Source organism: Citrobacter sp. R56 (genome assembly GCF_016811995.1).
GTDB classification, from domain to species: domain Bacteria; phylum Pseudomonadota; class Gammaproteobacteria; order Enterobacterales; family Enterobacteriaceae; genus Citrobacter_D; species Citrobacter_D enshiensis.
The window spans coordinates 4,094,929-4,111,925 of the sequence record NZ_CP069159.1 but is presented as its reverse complement, the minus strand read 5'-3'; the positions used below and the strand labels follow the sequence as shown (position 1 = coordinate 4,111,925).

Here is a 16,997-nt window from a genome sequence, read left to right as displayed (position 1 = left end):
ATACTTGCATAAGAAAAGGCAACAGATGTTCAAACGGATCAAAGTCATCACCTTACTGATAATCGTGCTACTCACCCTGGGCGCGATGCAGATCATTTCCGCAGGCGTTTTTATCGGCGCGCTCAACCACGACAAACAAAACTTCACCGTGTCACAGCTTTCCAGCCATAATGTGGCTGAATTTACCGATGCGTGGATCAGCCTGAACCAGGCGCGCGTGACGCTCAACCGGGGTATGCTGCGACTGCAAGGTAACATGGCAAATCAGATCAATGGCGGGCAGTTGAATGAACTGGTGAACGCCGCGAACCGCATGCTGGCAGAGGCAAAGCGCCATTACGACAATTACTACGCATTGCCGGAAACGCCGGGTCTGGATGAACAACTGGCCGACAGGCTGGAAGAGCAATATGGCCTCTACTCGGCAACCCTGGAGAAAATGAACGTACTACTGGCTGAAGGTAAGCTGGAAGAGATGTTCAGGCAGAACGCCGAGAAAAAACAGACCGCTATGCAGGCAGTTTACCATGAGTGGCGTACCGCGCAGGCTGAACTGGCAAATGCGGGGATGCGGGATAACGAAAACGACTATCAGCGTATCATGTGGATCCTGACCCTGATTATGTTGGCGGTCGTGGCGGTGATCGTTATCAGCTGGATTGCCATGCAGCGTGTATTACTAAAACCGCTGCACGATGTGATGGCGCATATTCGCCATATTGCAGCAGGCGATCTGACCCACAGCATTCACACGGACGGCAGCAACGAAATGGCGCTGCTGGCGCACAATCTGCACGAAATGCAGCAGGCGCTGGCGACCACCGTCAGCGTGGTACGCGACGGGGCGGATACCATCTACACCGGCGCTGGGGAAATATCAGCGGGCAGCAACGATCTCTCTTCACGGACAGAACAGCAGGCGGCATCACTGGAAGAAACGGCAGCCAGTATGGAGCAGCTTACCGCGACCGTGAAGCAAAATGCGGACAATGCGCGCCAGGCGACCAATCTGGCGCGTAATGCCTCCGAGACGGCGCAGAAAGGCGGTAAGGTGGTGGATGGCGTGGTACGTACCATGGATGAAATTGCCACCAGTTCCAGCAAAATTGCCCAGATCACCAGCGTGATTGACGGCATTGCATTCCAGACCAATATTCTGGCGTTGAATGCGGCAGTAGAAGCAGCAAGGGCGGGGGAGCAGGGGCGTGGCTTTGCCGTGGTTGCAGGCGAAGTGCGTACCCTGGCGCAGCGTAGCGCGCAGGCGGCAAAAGAGATTAAGGCGTTAATTGATGACTCGGGCAATCGGGTGACTGCTGGCGCGGCGCTGGTGAATGAAGCCGGTGAAACCATGGCGGAGATTGTGAGTGCGGTCACCCGTGTCACCGACATCATGGGCGAAATCGCTTCTGCTTCCGATGAGCAAAGTCGGGGTATTGATCAAGTCGGTCAGGCGGTTGCAGAAATGGATCGCGTGACGCAACAGAACGCCTCGCTGGTGGAAGAATCGGCCTCCGCTGCCGCAGCGTTGGAAGAGCAGGCTGCGCGTCTGAACCAGACGGTGGCGGTGTTTAACGTCTCGCGCCGGACGGCGGCGTAAACACCTTATGCGGCCTACGCGCGATGACGTCGTAGGCCGCATAAGCGCCGCACCCTCTCCGGCAACATCACGACTCTGGAACCGCGACGACGCTCGGCTTCTCTGGTTTCGCTCGCACTGCAATCACCACCCCAACCACCAGCAGTGCAATCCCGCTCAACGTCAGCAGTGGGGGCATTTCTTCACGCAGAATAAAGGTGTAAAGCAGACCTGCTAACGTCTCGAAGACAATCAAGGGGCCGAGGATAACCGTTGGCAAACGCTGGCTGGCCACGTTCCAGCATAACGCGCCTACCCATGAACAGAGGATCGCAATGGCCACCATCAGGCAGAGAAACACCGCCGGGCGCGGCCCAAAGGGCAGATCAAACAGGGGCGTTTGCCCCCTCAGCCAGAGGCAGGCCGCGACATACCCCAGCAAAGAAACTGGCAGTGTGACCAGCGCCTGCGCCGTTGCCCACATCATCGGATGTTTATCCGGATTTTCGCGTAACCAGCGGGCGTTACGCAGCGCATACCATGCCCAGCACACCACGGAGATCAGCGCCAGTGCGATACCTGAACCATAGCGCCAGCCGTTAAAATCGGGCATTCCCTGATCCAGTTCCGCAACATTCACGCAGAGCAGCCCAATGCCGATAAGTACCAGTGCGGGCGTTAAGCGTAGCCAGGATAGTTTGCCGTCACGCTGGCTATAAAGCAGGTTGGCAAATACCGGGATCACCACCGGCAGCGTTCCGATGATCATCGTTGAGACGGGGGCGCCGGTGCGCTGAATCGCACTCGCCAGGCAGAAGTAATAAATCAGATTGCCCATCATCGTCAGCGCCAGCGCGGTCAGCCAGTCTTTACGTGTTAACTGGCGAAGCCGCACGCGGCCAAGCCAGGCGATGGGTAATGCGATCAACCCCAGGGCCAGATAACGCCCCATTGCCTGCAATACCGCCGGGTATTCCGGCACGATCAACGGTCCGACAAAAATCAGTCCCCACATCAGCCCCGCCAGCAGGGCGTACAACACACCGCTAATCATTTTTACATCCACATTATTGAACGTAGTGAGAAGTGTAGGCAGGGAATCCACGCCCGTATTGTATGAGGTTGCTGATTAACCGGAAAACACCTGCTTTTGGTAGCGTACCGGGGTGATGCCGTAGCGATGGGTAAAGGTACGGGTGAGATGGGATTGATCGGTCAACCCGGTGGCCGCCGCCACCTCTGCTGCGGGCATACCGTGGGTGAGAAACGTCTTTGCCCGCCACAGTCGAATTGCCATCAGCATCTGATGCGGCGTCACGTGGAAATGGGCTTTGAACTGGCGCTGAAAGTGCCAGGGGCTTAGCGACGCGACGTTCGCCAGTTCCTCCAGCGTGACAGAATGCATATAGTTATCATGCAGATACTCGCGTACGCGATCAAAACGGTGTGCGCCTTCGCGCGGCGTCGGCGCATGACGCGCCAATGGCTGGAACGTGTCGATAAGAGAGAGCAGCAGACCTTTTTGCGCCAGCGGATCGTCCGCATGCCAGAGTCCCTGGATAAGCGTACAAATCTGGCGCGATCGTGACGGATCGTGGCGCGTAACGTCCTGAAACCACCAGTGGCGGATCCCGGTCACCTCTTCCAGCAGATCGGGTTCGAGGTAGATCATTCGGTAACGCCAGCCGTCGGCCGTGTCGGCCTCGCCAGTATGCAGCTCATCGGGATTCATCGTGACGACGGACTGGGCGGGGGCAACATATTGCGTACCGCGATAGCGAAAGCGTTCGGCTCCGGCTTCTATCGCACCGATACCGAACGCTTCATGGGTATGGGGTTCAAAGGCGTAACGCGAAATGTGGGCATGATAAAGTTCAACGCCGGGAACCTGCGCCAGATGGCGAAAACGGGCGCTGTCTTTCTCATCAATAAACTGTTCTGGTACGCCTTGCACGTTGTCTCTCCCCATGAACCCGCTTTTTATTATTAAAGAGGGTTCCCGGGGACGCCACTGCAATTCGCGAATTTTTAGCACTTACAGGATGTTTTTGACGCTCTCTGCCAGTAGGGTGGTCGAACGGCCAATCAGTGTGCTCAATGTCTTGCTGTCGTCAAACAGGCCGCCGTTTGAGGCGCCAACATCGGAATCCGCCAGCATATCCGCCAGTCCCGCAGGCAGCCCCACACCTTTCAGCGCCGCGGCAAAATCCGCTTCGCTCAGATTCTGATACACCACGTTTTTTCCGCTCTGTTTTGCCAGTTCGGCGGCCAGTTGGCTGAGCGTCCAGGCTTCATCCCCCGCCAGTTCGTAAACCTGACCGGCATGGCCCTCTTCGCTAATCACGCGTGCGGCGGCAGCGGCATAATCAGCACGGGTGGCGGAGGCGATTTTGCCTTCACCTGCGGCACCGATAAACACGCCGTGTTCTAGCGCTGCGGGCGCACTTGCCAGGTAGTTTTCGGTATACCAGCCGTTACGTAGCAAGGTGTGGGGAATGCCTGAGTCTGCCAGCATTTTTTCGGTTTCAACGTGCTCCACATGCAGCCCCAGCGGGGAGCGGTCGGCATGAAGAAGGCTGGTGTACGCGATAAATTTTACATCAGCTGCCATCGCAGCATTAATCACATTACGATGCTGCGCGCTACGTTGCCCGACTTCGCTTGACGAGATCAGCAGCAGTTTATCAATACCCTGTAGCGCGGTGGTGAATGCCGCTTCGTTGTTGTAATCCGCCTCACGCACGGTAATGCCTTGCTGACGCAGGGCCGTGGCTTTCGCCGCGTTACGGACGATAGCGACAATCTGACTGGCAGAAACGGTTTTCAGTAAGGATTCGATAACGTGTTGACCCAGTTGGCCAGTGGCGCCGGTAATTGCGATCATGGGATGACTCCTCGTCTTTGTCTTGTGTTTAATTACGCTAACACCTAAACTTACTTTTAGTAAGTACGCACAAAAAGGTAAGTATAAAAATGACAAACTCAACGCTTTCTCAGCAATTGCGCGAGGGGAATTTGTTTGCCGAACAGTGTCCGTCGCGAGATGTGTTAAAGCACGTGACCAGCCGCTGGGGGGTATTGATTCTGGTGGCGCTGCGTGACGGAACGCATCGCTTCAGCGATTTACGCCGCAAGATGGGCGGCGTGAGCGAAAAGATGCTGGCGCAATCGTTACAGGCGCTGGAGCTGGACGGTTTTGTTAATCGGGTGTCGTATCCGGTGGTTCCTCCGCACGTAGAGTACAGCCTGACGCCGCTGGGTGAGCAGGTCAGCGATAAAGTGGCCGCGCTGGCGGACTGGATAGAACTTAATCTGCCGCAGGTCCTGGCGGTACGGGATGAGCGTGCGGCGTGAGTATTTGCCGGATGGCGGCTGACGCCTTTCCGGCCTACAGATAGCATTGACCCGTAGGCCGGATAAGACGCTCTGGCGTCGCCATCCGGCAATGAAGGGAGCGTTATTGACGCAAATCCACCTGATAAATCGCAAAACCGATATCATCGGTGGCGACTTTCTTCAGCGGATACTGTCCTTTCTCTTTGATAAACGCGGCGGCCTTATCGGTCGGGGATGTCTCAAAGCGGATATCCAGCGTCGTCTTACTGCTGATGGGCGCCAGACGCCAGTTATTGTCCGCCGCCGGATGGATTGCGCCTGCACGCTTCGTTTCTGCGCCTATCCAGGCGGCCAGCACTGAACGGTTCTCATCCGGTGAAGCAAACGCGATATGGTTTTCGCCGGTGCCCGCAAACTTGCCACCGTAAGCGCGATAGTTATTGGTGGCGACCAGGAATGTTGCGTTAGGGTCAATCGGTTTGCTGTTGAAGGTCAGATTCTTGATACGTTCTGCGTTGGGGTTGACGGTCTGACATTCGCCGTCATAGCGGGCGGGCTGCGAAACATCCACCTGGTAATTCACCCCATCAATCACATCGAAGTTATAGGTGCGGAACCCATCCCAGTTAATCAGCGACTGCGGCTTGCTGCTGTGGATATCAATTTGGTTGAACTGTCCTGCCGAACATTCCAGCCACTCTTTCACCTCTTTGCCGCTGGCTTTGACGACCACCAGGGTATTGGGGTAAAGATAGAGGTCGGCGGCGTTACGGAAGGTGAGTTGCCCTTTTTCTACCTCAACAAAGCTGGCGGGATCGTTTTTACGACCACCGACTTTAAACGGTGCGGCGGCGGAAAGCACAGGCAGTTTTGCCAGATCCGGATCGCCCTGAATAAAGTGTTCAACGTAGGCTTTTTGCGCCATATTCACGACCTGAACGGTCGGATCATCTTGTACCAGCGCCAGATAGCTGTACATGTTATCTGCGGATTGACCAATCGGCTTACCGACAAATTTGCGCGTGGCGTCATGATCGGCTTTCAGGATATCGACCAGCTTACGGTCTTCCGCTGCCAGCGATTTTTTCGCCGCCGCGTCATAAATCGGGCGCGCCTCGGCTTTTGCCTGTGTCACCTGCCATTTCCCGCTGTCGTTGTTGAGCACCAGATCCACCACGCCCAGATGATCGCCCCACATGCCCGGCATGACGGCCGGTACACCGTTAAGGGTACCTTTGGTGATATCCGCGCCTTTAATGCTGGCGAAATCTTTGCCCGGGAAGACGGCATGCGCGTGACCAAACATAATGGCATCCACGCCCGGGACTTCGCTGAGATAGTAAACCGAGTTTTCCGCCATGCTCTGGTAGGGATCGGCTGAAAGACCGGAGTGCGCAATGACCACCACCACATCGGCGCCGTTGGCGCGCATTTCAGGGACATACTTGCGGGCGGTTTCGGTGATGTCATTCACCGTCACTTTGCCGCTGAGATTGGCTTTATCCCAGGTCATGATTTGGGGCGGCACAAAACCGATATAGCCGATTTTGAGCGTTTGCTTATGACCGTCCTTATCGATGACGTCAGTCTCTTTGATCAGATAAGGGGTAAACAGCGGCTTTTGGGTTTTAACGTCGATGATATTGGCGTTAACGTAAGGGAATTTTGCGCCAGACAGCGCTGCGTGGAGATAATCCAGACCATAGTTGAATTCATGGTTGCCAAGGTTGCCGACGGCATAATCAAGCGTATTCAGTGCTTTGTAGACAGGATGAATATCGCCTTTTTGCAGCCCTTTGTCTGCCATGTAATCGCCCAGCGGACTCCCCTGAATCAGATCGCCGTTATCGACCAGCACGCTGTTTTTCACTTCATTTCTGGCGGCATTAATCAAACTTGCCGTGCGTACCAGGCCGAATTTTTCCGTCGCGGTATCTTTGTAATAATCAAAATCCATCATGTTGCTATGCAAATCAGTGGTTTCCATGATTCGCAGATCGACGGTCGCCGCATTCACGCTGGCCGCGATCAGCGTGGCCAGGAGCGTTGCGCTAAACTTAATCATCAGGGGCATCCTTTTAAGATCTAAGCCACAAAAGAAAATGTATCTATATCTTCTTGCTTACAGAATCGTGAATCATGCCATGAATTTACCTGCCAAAACCGCAGTCATTATCACAGTTGGCGGATCCCCTGACGATCGGGTATAAGTAAAACAACGAGTTAACGCCACGGCCACAAACGAGGTGGAGAATGTTAGAACATGTATGCCAGCTTGCACGGAATGCGGGTGATGCCATTATGCAAATTTACGATGGAGTCAAACCGATGGAGATCACCAGCAAGCAGGATGATTCTCCGGTCACTGCGGCGGATCTTGCCGCGCATGCCGTGATACTCGAAGGATTACAGGCACTGACGCCAGATATTCCGGTTCTTTCGGAAGAAGACCCGCAGGGTTGGGACGTGCGTCAGCACTGGCAGCGTTACTGGCTGGTAGATCCACTGGATGGCACGAAAGAGTTCATTAAACGTAACGGGGAATTCACCGTCAATATTGCGCTGATCGACAAGGGCAAGGCGGTATTGGGCGTGGTTTACGCTCCCGTCATGAAGGTGATGTACAGCGCGGCAGAAGGTAAAGCCTGGAAAGAAGAGTGCGGTACGCGCAAACAAATTCAGGTACGCGACGCCCGCCCGCCGCTGGTGGTGATTAGCCGCTCGCATGCAGACAACGAAATGAAAGAGTATTTGCAGCAGTTGGGCGAGCACCAGACAACCTCGATTGGATCTTCCCTCAAGTTCTGCCTGGTGGCAGAAGGGCAGGCTCAGCTGTATCCACGCTTTGGTCCTACTAACGTCTGGGATACCGCTGCGGGCCACGCTGTTGCCGCTGCCGCCGGGGCGCATATTCACGACTGGCAGGGTAAACCACTGGATTACACGCCGCGCGAATCATTCCTTAACCCCGGCTTCCGGGTCTCTATTTACTGAGTAATTTATGCAGCAGGGCGATCACCTGCTGCACCTCTTCCTGCGTTAATGCGCCATCTTTTGCCCACTGAACACGGCCATCTTTGTCGAGTACGGCGATAGCTGAACTCTCTTCATCCAGTTGCCAGGTTTTACGCGCAATGCCGTCGCTGTCGACAATAAACTGCGACCAGGGATAGAGCTTCTTATTACTTTCAAGGCTACTGCGCACGAACATACCGGAGCCGGGAATGGCGTCATCCGTGTTGACGATAGTGGTGGTCTGGTATTTGTCGTGCGGCAGTTTTGCCGCTTTGATGGCCTCGATCAACGTCGCGTTTTTCTCTTTGGCAGAAGTGCGTCCGGCGATGTGTTGCAGAATGCGTACTTTCCCAGGCAACTGCGCGCTATTCCAGCTTTTGTAGCTAAACTTATCACTATCAAGAATCAATTCACCGCGATCGGCAATCCCCACTGGTGACACGCGCTGGTGCGTTTCGAAGTTATGTGCGGAGGCCATCATCGGCAGTAGCAGGCATGAGAGCGCCAGAAGCTTACGTAAGGTCATGGTGTTTCCTTATTATTTGCAGGTGATCCGACCACTTGGGTCTGAGATTTAATCATATGTGCGAATAATGCTTTTTCCCGCAAGCGCGATGCCAGTTTGCGGACGGGCGCACAAATCCTGCGAAAAATGAAGGCTTATACTGAATCCAGCGCATCAGTGAAGAGATAATTCTGAATAAGTGTAATGGAAAGGTAAATAAACTTATACACGCTGGAAACATCGTCGCGATAGTCTATAGTCATATGGCATTAAAATTTGCGCCTTAGAACAGTTGGGCTGATTGTGGCACCGCAAAGGCGTAATGCTCAGCAGGAGACAACAATGAAAATTTTCCAACGGTACAACCCGCTGCAGGTGGCGAAGTACGTGAAGATCCTGTTTCGTGGACGGTTATATATCAAGGACGTCGGCGCTTTTGAGTTTGATAAGGGTAAGATTCTTGTCCCAAAAGTGAAGGACAAACAGCATTTTTCTGTGATGTCCGAAGTTAACCGTCAGGTTTTGCGTCTGCAAACTGAGATGGCTTAACCGAAGTGCTATGCGATAGTTAAAGCAGTATAAAAAAACGGCTCCTTAAACAGGAGCCGTTGATGTTTCTAAGGCGCGTAACTTATGCCGCGTTCTCTTCTTTGGCATCGGGCAGCTTCGGCACCAGTGTCGTGGGTTTCGTGCCGAGTCGCGTGACCAGTAACTGATCGATACGGTAGTTATCGATATCCACCACTTCAAACTTGTAGCCGGAAAACTTCACCGAGTCGGTACGTTTCGGGATTTTTCGCAGCATAAACATCATAAAGCCGCCGATAGTTTCGTAGTTACCCGACTGCGGAAACTCGTCGATATCCAGTACGCGCATGACGTCGTCGATAGGCGTACCGCCATCAATCAGCCATGAATTCTCATCACGGGCGACAATCTGCTCTTCCAGACCCTGACCCACCAGGTCGCCCATTAATGTCGTCATCACATCATTGAGGGTGATAATACCCACCACCAACGCGTACTCATTCATGATAACGGCAAAATCTTCGCCCGCGGTTTTGAAGCTTTCCAGCGCTTCAGAGAGGGTTAAGGTGTCCGGAACGATCAGCGTATTGCGGATCTGGACGCCGCTGTTAAGCGCCATGCTCTGGTTCGCCAGTACGCGGTTGAGCAGGTCTTTTGAGTCAACGTAGCCAATGATGTGGTCGATGTCTTCGTTACAGACCAGGAATTTCGAGTGCGGATGCTCCGCCACTTTGTTTTTCAGGCTCTGTTCATCTTCATGCAGATCAAACCAGATCACGTTTTCACGTGAGGTCATGGAAGACGGCACGGTACGAGATTCCAGTTCGAACACGTTTTCAATCAATTCGTGTTCCTGTTTACGCAGTACGCCTGCTAACGCACCGGCTTCAACGACCGCATAGATATCATCAGACGTAATGTCGTCTTTACGCACCATCGGCAGTTTGAAGATGCGAAAGATGGTGTTTGCCAGACCGTTGAAGAACCACACCAATGGGCGAAATACAAACAGGCAGAAGCGCATCGGGTTGATGATACGCAAAGCAACAGCTTCTGGCGCAATCATACCGATGCGTTTCGGGGTTAAATCCGCGAACAAAATAAACAGACCGGTGACCAGCGAGAAAGAGAGAATAAAGCTCAGTTGCTCGGACAGCTCCGCTGAGAAGTAGGTAGAGAACAGGGAATAAAATGCCGGAGAAAATGCGGCGTCGCCCACGATACCGCCGAGAATGGCGACCGCGTTCAGGCCAATTTGCACCACGGTAAAGAACATCCCCGGGTTTTCCTGCATTTTCAACACGCGCTGCGCGTTGATATTGCCATCATCCGCTAACAACTTAAGTTTAATTTTACGTGAGGCGGCAAGCGAGATCTCGGATATCGAGAAGAACGCACTCACAGCGATCAAGCAGAGTATGATTAAAATACTGTTTAACATATCTTATCCGGCGTTACGCCAGATCCTCGGAAGGGAGAAGTTGATAAATCCGTGTGAAATACACATTGAAAACCGGCCCGAAGGAAGTGAGCCGGTAATTTCAGTCGCTAGTATAGCGTAAGGTACTGTAATGCCGCCAGAGGGTCCGATTTCGACACTCCCGGAGGCCAGATACGCGTCGCGGCATCAGGCGTGGCAAGGGGCTGTCAAAACGCCTGTCTGCTCACAACATCACGCATCAGGCGGCAGACATACGCCAATTCCGCCAATGCCGCAGTAGCCGTACGGATTCTTGTGCAGATACTGCTGGTGGTCATCCTCGGCGTAGTAGAACGGGGTGGCGTGGCTAATCTCGGTAGTGATGTGGCGATTGTCATTTGCTGCGGCCATCGCCGCCTGAAAGCGTTCAAGACTGGCGTGGGCGGCGGCGTCCTGTTCCGGCGTGAGCGGATAGATAGCGGAACGGTACTGTGTCCCCTGATCGTTGCCCTGACGCATACCCTGCGCCGGGTCGTGATTCTCCCAGAACACCTGTAACAACTGCTCATAGCGGATAACCTGGGGATCGTAGACCACACGAACGGCTTCGGCGTGACCGGTTTGCCCGGAGCAGACTTCCCGGTAGGTGGGATTTGGCGTATAGCCGCCGGTATACCCCGCCGCCGTGCTATATACCCCCGGCAATTGCCAGAATAAACGCTCAACGCCCCAAAAGCAGCCCATAGCAAAAAGGGCAATTTCCATCCCTTCGGGCACATTTGTCATGGAGTGTTCGTTTACCGCATGCAGAGTGGCTACCGGCATCGGGGTATTGCGTCCGGGTAATGCATCTGTTTGAGTAACCAGATGCTTTTTATCAAATATGCTCATGGTGCGGTCCTCCCAAAAACTGTCATTTGGTTTAAGGTTGTAACAAGACGCTTCTTTGCACACAATAACTACTGTGAATGTGTCTAAAGTAAACATAAGAAATATTTGGGTTGTCGTCTGTTTTTCAACCTCGATTGTTGAATTTTTGTTAAACCATTGGATGGTGTAGTGTTCTTTTTCCAGGGTCAGGAAAAAAAGGATATTCAGGAGAAAATGTGCCACATATCCGTCAGTTATGCTGGGTCGGTTTGCTATGCTTGAGTGGCTCTGCCGCCGCCGCGAATGTCCGTCTACAGGTTGAAGGTTTGTCGGGAGCGCTGGAAAAAAACGTCCGTGCTCAACTGTCGACGATTCAGGGTGATGAAGTCACGCCAGACCGGCGTTTTCGCGCGCGCGTTGATGATGCTATCCGCGAAGGGTTAAAAGCGCTGGGCTATTACGAGCCGACCATTGAATTTGATTTACGTCCACCTCCGGCGAAAGGGCGTCAGGTATTGATTGCCAAAGTCACGCCGGGTCAGCCGGTGTTGATTGGCGGTACTGAGGTCATTTTACGCGGTGGTGCACGGACTGATAAAGATTATCTGGCCTTGCTGAAAACGCGGCCGGCACTGGGAACCGTGCTGGATCACAGTGACTATGACAACTTCAAAAAGTCGTTAACCAGCGTTGCGCTGCGTAAAGGGTATTTTGACAGCGAATTTAAAAAGAGCCAGTTGGGCATTGCGCTGGATCGCCATCAGGCATTCTGGGACATCGACTATGATAGCGGTGAACGTTACCGCTTCGGGCATGTCACGTTTGAAGGTTCGCAGATTCGTGACGAATATCTGCAACATCTGGTGCCGTTCAAAGAGGGCGATGAGTACCAGTCGAAAGATCTGGCGGAGCTGAACCGCCGCCTCTCAGCCACCGGATGGTTTAACTCCGTGGTTGTCGCCCCTGAGTTCGATAAGGCCCGCAAAACGAAAGTCCTGCCGCTGAAAGGCGTTGTGTCACCGCGCGTAGAAAACACCATCGAAACCGGTGTGGGCTATTCGACCGACGTTGGACCGCGCGTGAAAGCCACGTGGAAAAAACCGTGGATGAACTCTTACGGCCACAGCCTGACGACCAGTACCAGTATTTCGGCGCCGGAACAGGTGCTTGATTTCAGTTATAAAATGCCGCTGCTGAAGAACCCGCTGGAGCAATATTATCTGGTTCAGGGCGGCTTTAAGCGCACGGATCTCAACGATACCGAATCAGACTCCACCACGCTCGCCGTCTCCCGCTATTGGGATCTTTCCAGCGGCTGGCAGCGTGCCATCAATCTGCGCTGGAGTCTTGACCACTTTACCCAAGGGGAAGTCACTGACACCACCATGCTGCTTTATCCTGGGGTGATGATAAGCCGGACGCGCTCACGCGGCGGTCTGATGCCGACGTGGGGGGATTCGCAGCGCTATTCTATTGATTATTCGAATACGGCCTGGGGCTCCGACGTCGATTTCTCGGTCTTTCAGGCGCAAAACGTCTGGATACGCACCCTGTACGATCGCCATCGTTTTGTGACGCGTGGTAATTTCGGTTGGATCGAAACCGGCGACTTTGACAAAGTGCCGCCGGATCTGCGTTTCTTCGCCGGGGGCGACCGCAGTATTCGCGGCTATAAATACAAATCTATCTCGCCAGAATACAGCAACGGCGATCTGAAAGGGGCCTCGAAGCTGGTGACCGGCTCGCTGGAGTACCAGTACAACGTTACCGGAAAATGGTGGGGGGCGGTGTTCGTGGATAGCGGCGAAGCGGTCAGCGATATTCGCAAAAGCGACTTCAAAACGGGCGCTGGCGTGGGCGTACGCTGGCAATCTCCTGTCGGGCCAATCAAGCTCGATATCGCCGCTCCCGTCGGCGATAAAGAAGAAAATGGTATGCAGTTTTACATCGGTCTGGGGCCAGAATTATGAGTCTATGGAAGAAAATAAGCCTCGGCGTACTGATTTTTATTCTGCTGCTGTTGGGAACAGTGGCGTTTCTGGTGGGGACCACAACGGGGCTGCATCTGATCTTCAATGCGGCGAATCGTTGGGTGCCAGGGCTGGAGATCGGTCAGGTCACGGGAGGCTGGCGTGATTTGTCGCTGAAGAACCTGCGCTATGATCAACCCGGCGTGGCGGTCAATGCTGGCGAGGTGCATCTGGCCGTCAAACTCGACTGTCTGTGGAACAGCAGCCTGTGCGTTAACGATCTGTCGCTGAAAGACATTCGCGTTGCCATCGACAGTAAAAAAATGCCGCCGTCTGAAGCGGCGGTAGAAGAAGAGGACAGCGGCCCGCTGAACCTTTCCACGCCTTATCCGATCACGCTTTCACACGTGGCGCTCAATAACATCAATCTCAAAATTGATGACACGACGGTCTCGGTACTGGATTTCACCTCCGGCCTGAACTGGCAGGAGAAAACCCTGACCCTGAAGCCGACATCGCTCCAGGGACTGCTCATCGCCTTGCCAAAGGTGGTGGAAGTCGCGAAGGAAGAGGTGGTTGAGCCGAAGATCCAAAACCCGCAGCCAAATGAAAAACCGCTGGGCGAGACGCTAAAAGATCTCTTCTCCAGACCTGTGCTGCCGGAAATGACCGATGTGCATTTGCCGCTCAATCTTAACATCGAAGAATTTCGCGGCGAGCAGCTGCGTATTACCGGTGATACCGATCTGACGGTACACACTCTGCTGCTGAAGGTGAGCAGTATCGATGGCAACATGAAGCTGGATGCGCTGGATATCGACTCCAGCCAGGGGAGCGTCAATGCCACCGGCAGCGCGCAACTGAGCGACACCTGGCCGGTAGACTTCACCCTTAACAGCACGCTGAATATCGACCCGCTCAAAGGCGAAAAGGTGAAGCTGAAAGTGGGCGGCGCGCTGCGCGAGCAACTCGAGCTTGGCGTTAATCTTTCTGGTCCGGTCGATATGGTTCTGCGTGGCCAGACGCGTCTGGGGGAAGCGGGATTACCGCTGAATCTGGAGATCGTTAGCCAGCAACTCTCCTGGCCATTTACCGGCGACAAGCAGTTTCAGGCAGACGATCTTAAACTCAAGCTCACCGGCAAGATGACCGACTATACGCTGTCGATGCGTACGGCGGTGAAGGGGCAGGATCTTCCTCCGGCCACCATTACCCTGGATGCGAAAGGCAACGAGCAGCAGATCAATCTCGATAAACTTACCGTTGCGGCGCTGGAAGGCAAAACCGAACTGAAGGCGCTGCTAGACTGGCAGAAGGCGATCAGCTGGCGCGGTGAACTGACGCTGGATGGCATCAATACGGCAAAAGAGATCCCCGACTGGCCTTCGACGATCAATGGGTTGATTAAAACCCGGGGGAGCTTGTACGGCGGAACCTGGCAGATGGAAGTGCCGGAGCTCAAACTGACCGGCAACGTGAAGCAGAACAAACTTAACGTGAATGGTTCACTGAAGGGCAACAGCTACCTGCAGTGGATTATTCCGGGGCTGCATCTGGAACTGGGACCAAACAGTGCGGATGTGAAAGGCGAGCTGGGGGTAAAAGATCTCAATCTTGACGCCGCCATCGACGCACCAGGGCTCGACAATGCGCTGCCGGGGCTGGGTGGGACGGCAAAAGGGCTAGTGAAAATACGCGGTACGGTTGACGCGCCGCAACTGCTGGCGGATATCACAGCACGCGGTCTGCGCTGGCAGGAGCTTTCGGTGGCGCAGGTTCGTGTGGAAGGCGACGTCAAATCCACCGACCAGATTGCCGGAAACCTCAATGTTCGCGTTGAGCGAATCGTGCAGCCTGACGTCAATATCAATCTTGTGACGCTGAATGCCAAAGGCAGTGAAAAGCAACATGAACTGCAACTGCGGATTCAGGGTGAGCCGGTTTCCGGGCAGCTTGATCTGGCGGGAAGCTTCGACCGCAAGGAAGAACGCTGGAAAGGCGCTCTCAGCAATACTCGTTTTCAGACGCCGGTTGGCCCGTGGTCTCTGAACCGCGCCATCGCGCTGGATTACCGCAATCAGGAACAAAAGATCAGTATTGGGCCACACTGCTGGACGAACCCGAATGCTGAACTGTGCGTACCGCAAACCATTGATGCAGGCGCAGAAGGGCGGGCAGTGGTCAACCTTAACCGTTTTGACCTCGCGATGCTGAAACCGTTTATGCCGGATGCCACGCAGGCCAGCGGCGTATTTAGCGGCAAGGCCGACGTGGCCTGGGACACCACCAAAGAAGGGTTACCTCAGGGGCAGATTACGCTCAACGGCCGTAATGTGAAGGTGACGCAAACCGTCAACGATGCGCCGCTGCCGGTGGCTTTTGAAACGCTGAACCTGACTGCCGATCTCCACAACAATCGCGCGGAACTGGGCTGGTTGATTCGACTGACCAACAACGGTCAGTTAGATGGGCAACTGCAGGTGACTGACCCACAAGGCCGACGCAATCTTGGCGGCAACGTCAATATCCGCAATTTCAACCTGGCGATGGTGAACCCCATTTTCTCGCGGGGTGAGAAAGCGGCGGGAATGTTGAATGCCAACCTGCGGTTAGGCGGCGATGTGCAAAGCCCGCAGATGTTTGGTCGATTGCAGCTCAGTGGTCTGGATGTCGATGGCAACTTTATGCCGTTTGATATGCAGCCGAGCCAGCTTTCGATGAACTTCAACGGCACACGTTCCACGCTCGCCGGGGTGGTGAGTACCCATCAGGGGCAAATTAACCTGAGCGGCGATGCGGACTGGAGCCAGATCGACAACTGGCGTGCGCGTGTCGCGGCGAAAGGCAGTCGGGTGCGGATCACCGTACCGCCGATGGTGCGCCTCGATGTCTCGCCGGATGTGGTGTTTGAGGCGACGCCGAGTCTGTTCACCCTCGATGGTCGGGTGGATGTGCCGTGGGCGCGTATTGTCGTGCATGATCTACCGGAAAGTGCGGTGGGCGTCTCCAGCGATGAGGTGATGCTTAACAATAACCTGCAGCCCGAGAAGCCGCAGAGCACCGCAATTCCGATCAACAGCAACCTGACTATCCATGTCGGTAATAACGTTCGTATGAGTGCGTTTGGGCTGAAAGCGCGTCTGACTGGCGATCTGAAAGTCGCGCAGGACAAGCAAGGTCTGGGGCTGAACGGGCAGATCAACATTCCGGAAGGCCGCTTCCATGCCTATGGTCAGGATTTGATTGTGCGTAAAGGCGAGCTGTTGTTCTCGGGTCCTCCAGATCAGCCGCTGCTCAACATCGAAGCCATCCGTAATCCGGAGGCCACCGAAAACGATGTGATCGCCGGTGTACGTGTTACCGGAACGGCTGATGAACCGAAGGCGGAGATCTTCTCTGACCCGGCGATGTCCCAACAGCAAGCGCTCTCTTATCTGTTGCGCGGCCAGGGGCTGGACAGCGATCAAAGCGACAGTGCGGCGATGACATCGATGCTTATTGGTCTGGGGGTTGCACAAAGTGGTCAGGTTGTGGGTAAAATCGGGGAGACGTTTGGCGTAAGCAATCTGGCACTGGACACGCAAGGGGTAGGCGACTCATCCCAGGTGGTGGTCAGCGGGTATGTACTGCCAGGTCTACAGGTGAAATATGGTGTGGGTATATTTGACTCTTTAGCGACACTCACGCTACGTTATCGTCTGATGCCCAAGCTATATCTGGAAGCGGTGTCTGGCGTAGATCAGGCACTGGATTTGCTCTATCAGTTCGAGTTTTAGC

13 protein-coding genes are annotated in these 16,997 nt (G+C 54.3%); 6 read left to right on the top strand and 7 right to left on the bottom strand.

Annotated elements, in window-relative coordinates; all coding sequences use genetic code 11:
* The first annotated feature begins 25 nt into the window (after positions 1–25).
* A complete protein-coding gene (locus JM656_RS19335) occupies positions 26–1,597 on the top strand; it encodes a methyl-accepting chemotaxis protein (protein WP_203359158.1) in 1,572 nt (523 codons plus the stop codon).
* A 67-nt stretch (positions 1,598–1,664) separates the two neighbouring features.
* On the opposite strand, the gene JM656_RS19330 is transcribed toward JM656_RS19335, so the two are convergent.
* The 3 genes from JM656_RS19330 to JM656_RS19320 form a co-directional block, all read right to left on the bottom strand.
* Positions 1,665–2,630, bottom strand: a complete 966-nt coding sequence (locus JM656_RS19330; RefSeq protein WP_203359157.1) for a DMT family transporter — start codon at positions 2,628–2,630, stop codon at positions 1,665–1,667.
* Positions 2,631–2,705: 75 nt separating this feature from the next.
* Positions 2,706–3,530 (bottom strand): AraC family transcriptional regulator, encoded by an 825-nt coding sequence (locus JM656_RS19325; protein WP_203359156.1) that lies wholly within the window; start codon positions 3,528–3,530, stop codon positions 2,706–2,708.
* Positions 3,531–3,611: 81 nt separating this feature from the next.
* Positions 3,612–4,460 carry an SDR family oxidoreductase gene (locus JM656_RS19320; RefSeq protein ID WP_203359155.1) on the bottom strand — a complete coding sequence of 283 codons (849 nt, stop codon included), beginning with the start codon at positions 4,458–4,460 and terminating at the stop codon, positions 3,612–3,614.
* 89 nt (positions 4,461–4,549) lie between these two features.
* On the opposite strand from JM656_RS19320, the gene JM656_RS19315 reads away from it, so the two are divergent.
* Positions 4,550–4,930: a helix-turn-helix domain-containing protein gene (locus tag JM656_RS19315; RefSeq protein ID WP_192610847.1), complete on the top strand. Its 381-nt coding sequence runs from the start codon at positions 4,550–4,552 to the stop codon at positions 4,928–4,930.
* Between the two features lie 103 nt (positions 4,931–5,033).
* On the opposite strand, the gene JM656_RS19310 is transcribed toward JM656_RS19315, so the two are convergent.
* Positions 5,034–6,977 (bottom strand): bifunctional 2',3'-cyclic-nucleotide 2'-phosphodiesterase/3'-nucleotidase, encoded by a 1,944-nt coding sequence (locus JM656_RS19310; RefSeq protein WP_203359154.1) that lies wholly within the window; start codon positions 6,975–6,977, stop codon positions 5,034–5,036.
* A 188-nt stretch (positions 6,978–7,165) separates the two neighbouring features.
* On the opposite strand from JM656_RS19310, the gene cysQ reads away from it, so the two are divergent.
* Positions 7,166–7,906 carry a 3'(2'),5'-bisphosphate nucleotidase CysQ gene (gene cysQ / locus JM656_RS19305; protein WP_192610849.1) on the top strand — a complete coding sequence of 247 codons (741 nt, stop codon included), beginning with the start codon at positions 7,166–7,168 and terminating at the stop codon, positions 7,904–7,906.
* Here cysQ and JM656_RS19300 read toward each other — a convergent pair.
* A complete protein-coding gene (locus JM656_RS19300; RefSeq protein WP_203359153.1) occupies positions 7,896–8,453 on the bottom strand; it encodes a YtfJ family protein in 558 nt (185 codons plus the stop codon). The genes cysQ and JM656_RS19300 overlap by 11 nt on opposite strands.
* A 321-nt stretch (positions 8,454–8,774) precedes the next feature.
* Here JM656_RS19300 and JM656_RS19295 point away from each other — a divergent pair, with 321 nt between their 5' ends.
* On the top strand, positions 8,775–8,981 hold the full coding sequence (locus JM656_RS19295) for a DUF1107 domain-containing protein (RefSeq protein WP_192610851.1): 207 nt from the start codon (positions 8,775–8,777) through the stop codon (positions 8,979–8,981).
* A gap of 82 nt (positions 8,982–9,063) precedes the next feature.
* Here the strand turns inward: JM656_RS19295 and JM656_RS19290 are convergent, their stop codons facing one another.
* Together JM656_RS19290 and msrA are read right to left on the bottom strand one after the other, a co-directional pair.
* Positions 9,064–10,401, bottom strand: coding sequence for a hemolysin family protein (locus JM656_RS19290; RefSeq protein ID WP_192610852.1), 1,338 nt, complete (start codon positions 10,399–10,401; stop codon positions 9,064–9,066).
* 231 nt (positions 10,402–10,632) lie between these two features.
* Entirely contained in the window at positions 10,633–11,271 is a 639-nt protein-coding gene (msrA, locus tag JM656_RS19285) for a peptide-methionine (S)-S-oxide reductase MsrA (protein ID WP_203359152.1), read from the bottom strand.
* Between the two features lie 215 nt (positions 11,272–11,486).
* On the opposite strand from msrA, the gene tamA reads away from it, so the two are divergent.
* Together tamA and tamB are read left to right on the top strand one after the other, a co-directional pair.
* The gene (gene tamA, locus JM656_RS19280; protein WP_203359151.1) at positions 11,487–13,220 is read left to right on the top strand and encodes an autotransporter assembly complex protein TamA; all 1,734 of its coding nucleotides are present in this window, start codon (positions 11,487–11,489) and stop codon (positions 13,218–13,220) included.
* Positions 13,217–16,996 (top strand): autotransporter assembly complex protein TamB, encoded by a 3,780-nt coding sequence (gene tamB, locus JM656_RS19275; RefSeq protein WP_203359150.1) that lies wholly within the window; start codon positions 13,217–13,219, stop codon positions 16,994–16,996. The genes tamA and tamB overlap by 4 nt, the downstream gene beginning before the upstream one ends.
* The last annotated feature ends 1 nt before the right edge of the window (position 16,997 follow it).

Coding starts and splice junctions, on each gene's coding strand:
- JM656_RS19335 (WP_203359158.1), top strand. CDS start 26: ATGTTCAAACGGATCAAAGTCATCACCTTACTGATAATCGTGCTACTC.
- JM656_RS19330 (WP_203359157.1), bottom strand. CDS start 2,630: ATGATTAGCGGTGTGTTGTACGCCCTGCTGGCGGGGCTGATGTGGGGA.
- JM656_RS19320 (WP_203359155.1), bottom strand. CDS start 4,460: ATGATCGCAATTACCGGCGCCACTGGCCAACTGGGTCAACACGTTATC.
- JM656_RS19315 (WP_192610847.1), top strand. CDS start 4,550: ATGACAAACTCAACGCTTTCTCAGCAATTGCGCGAGGGGAATTTGTTT.
- JM656_RS19310 (WP_203359154.1), bottom strand. CDS start 6,977: ATGATTAAGTTTAGCGCAACGCTCCTGGCCACGCTGATCGCGGCCAGC.
- cysQ (WP_192610849.1), top strand. CDS start 7,166: ATGTTAGAACATGTATGCCAGCTTGCACGGAATGCGGGTGATGCCATT.
- JM656_RS19300 (WP_203359153.1), bottom strand. CDS start 8,453: ATGACCTTACGTAAGCTTCTGGCGCTCTCATGCCTGCTACTGCCGATG.
- JM656_RS19295 (WP_192610851.1), top strand. CDS start 8,775: ATGAAAATTTTCCAACGGTACAACCCGCTGCAGGTGGCGAAGTACGTG.
- JM656_RS19290 (WP_192610852.1), bottom strand. CDS start 10,401: ATGTTAAACAGTATTTTAATCATACTCTGCTTGATCGCTGTGAGTGCG.
- msrA (WP_203359152.1), bottom strand. CDS start 11,271: ATGAGCATATTTGATAAAAAGCATCTGGTTACTCAAACAGATGCATTA.
- tamB (WP_203359150.1), top strand. CDS start 13,217: ATGAGTCTATGGAAGAAAATAAGCCTCGGCGTACTGATTTTTATTCTG.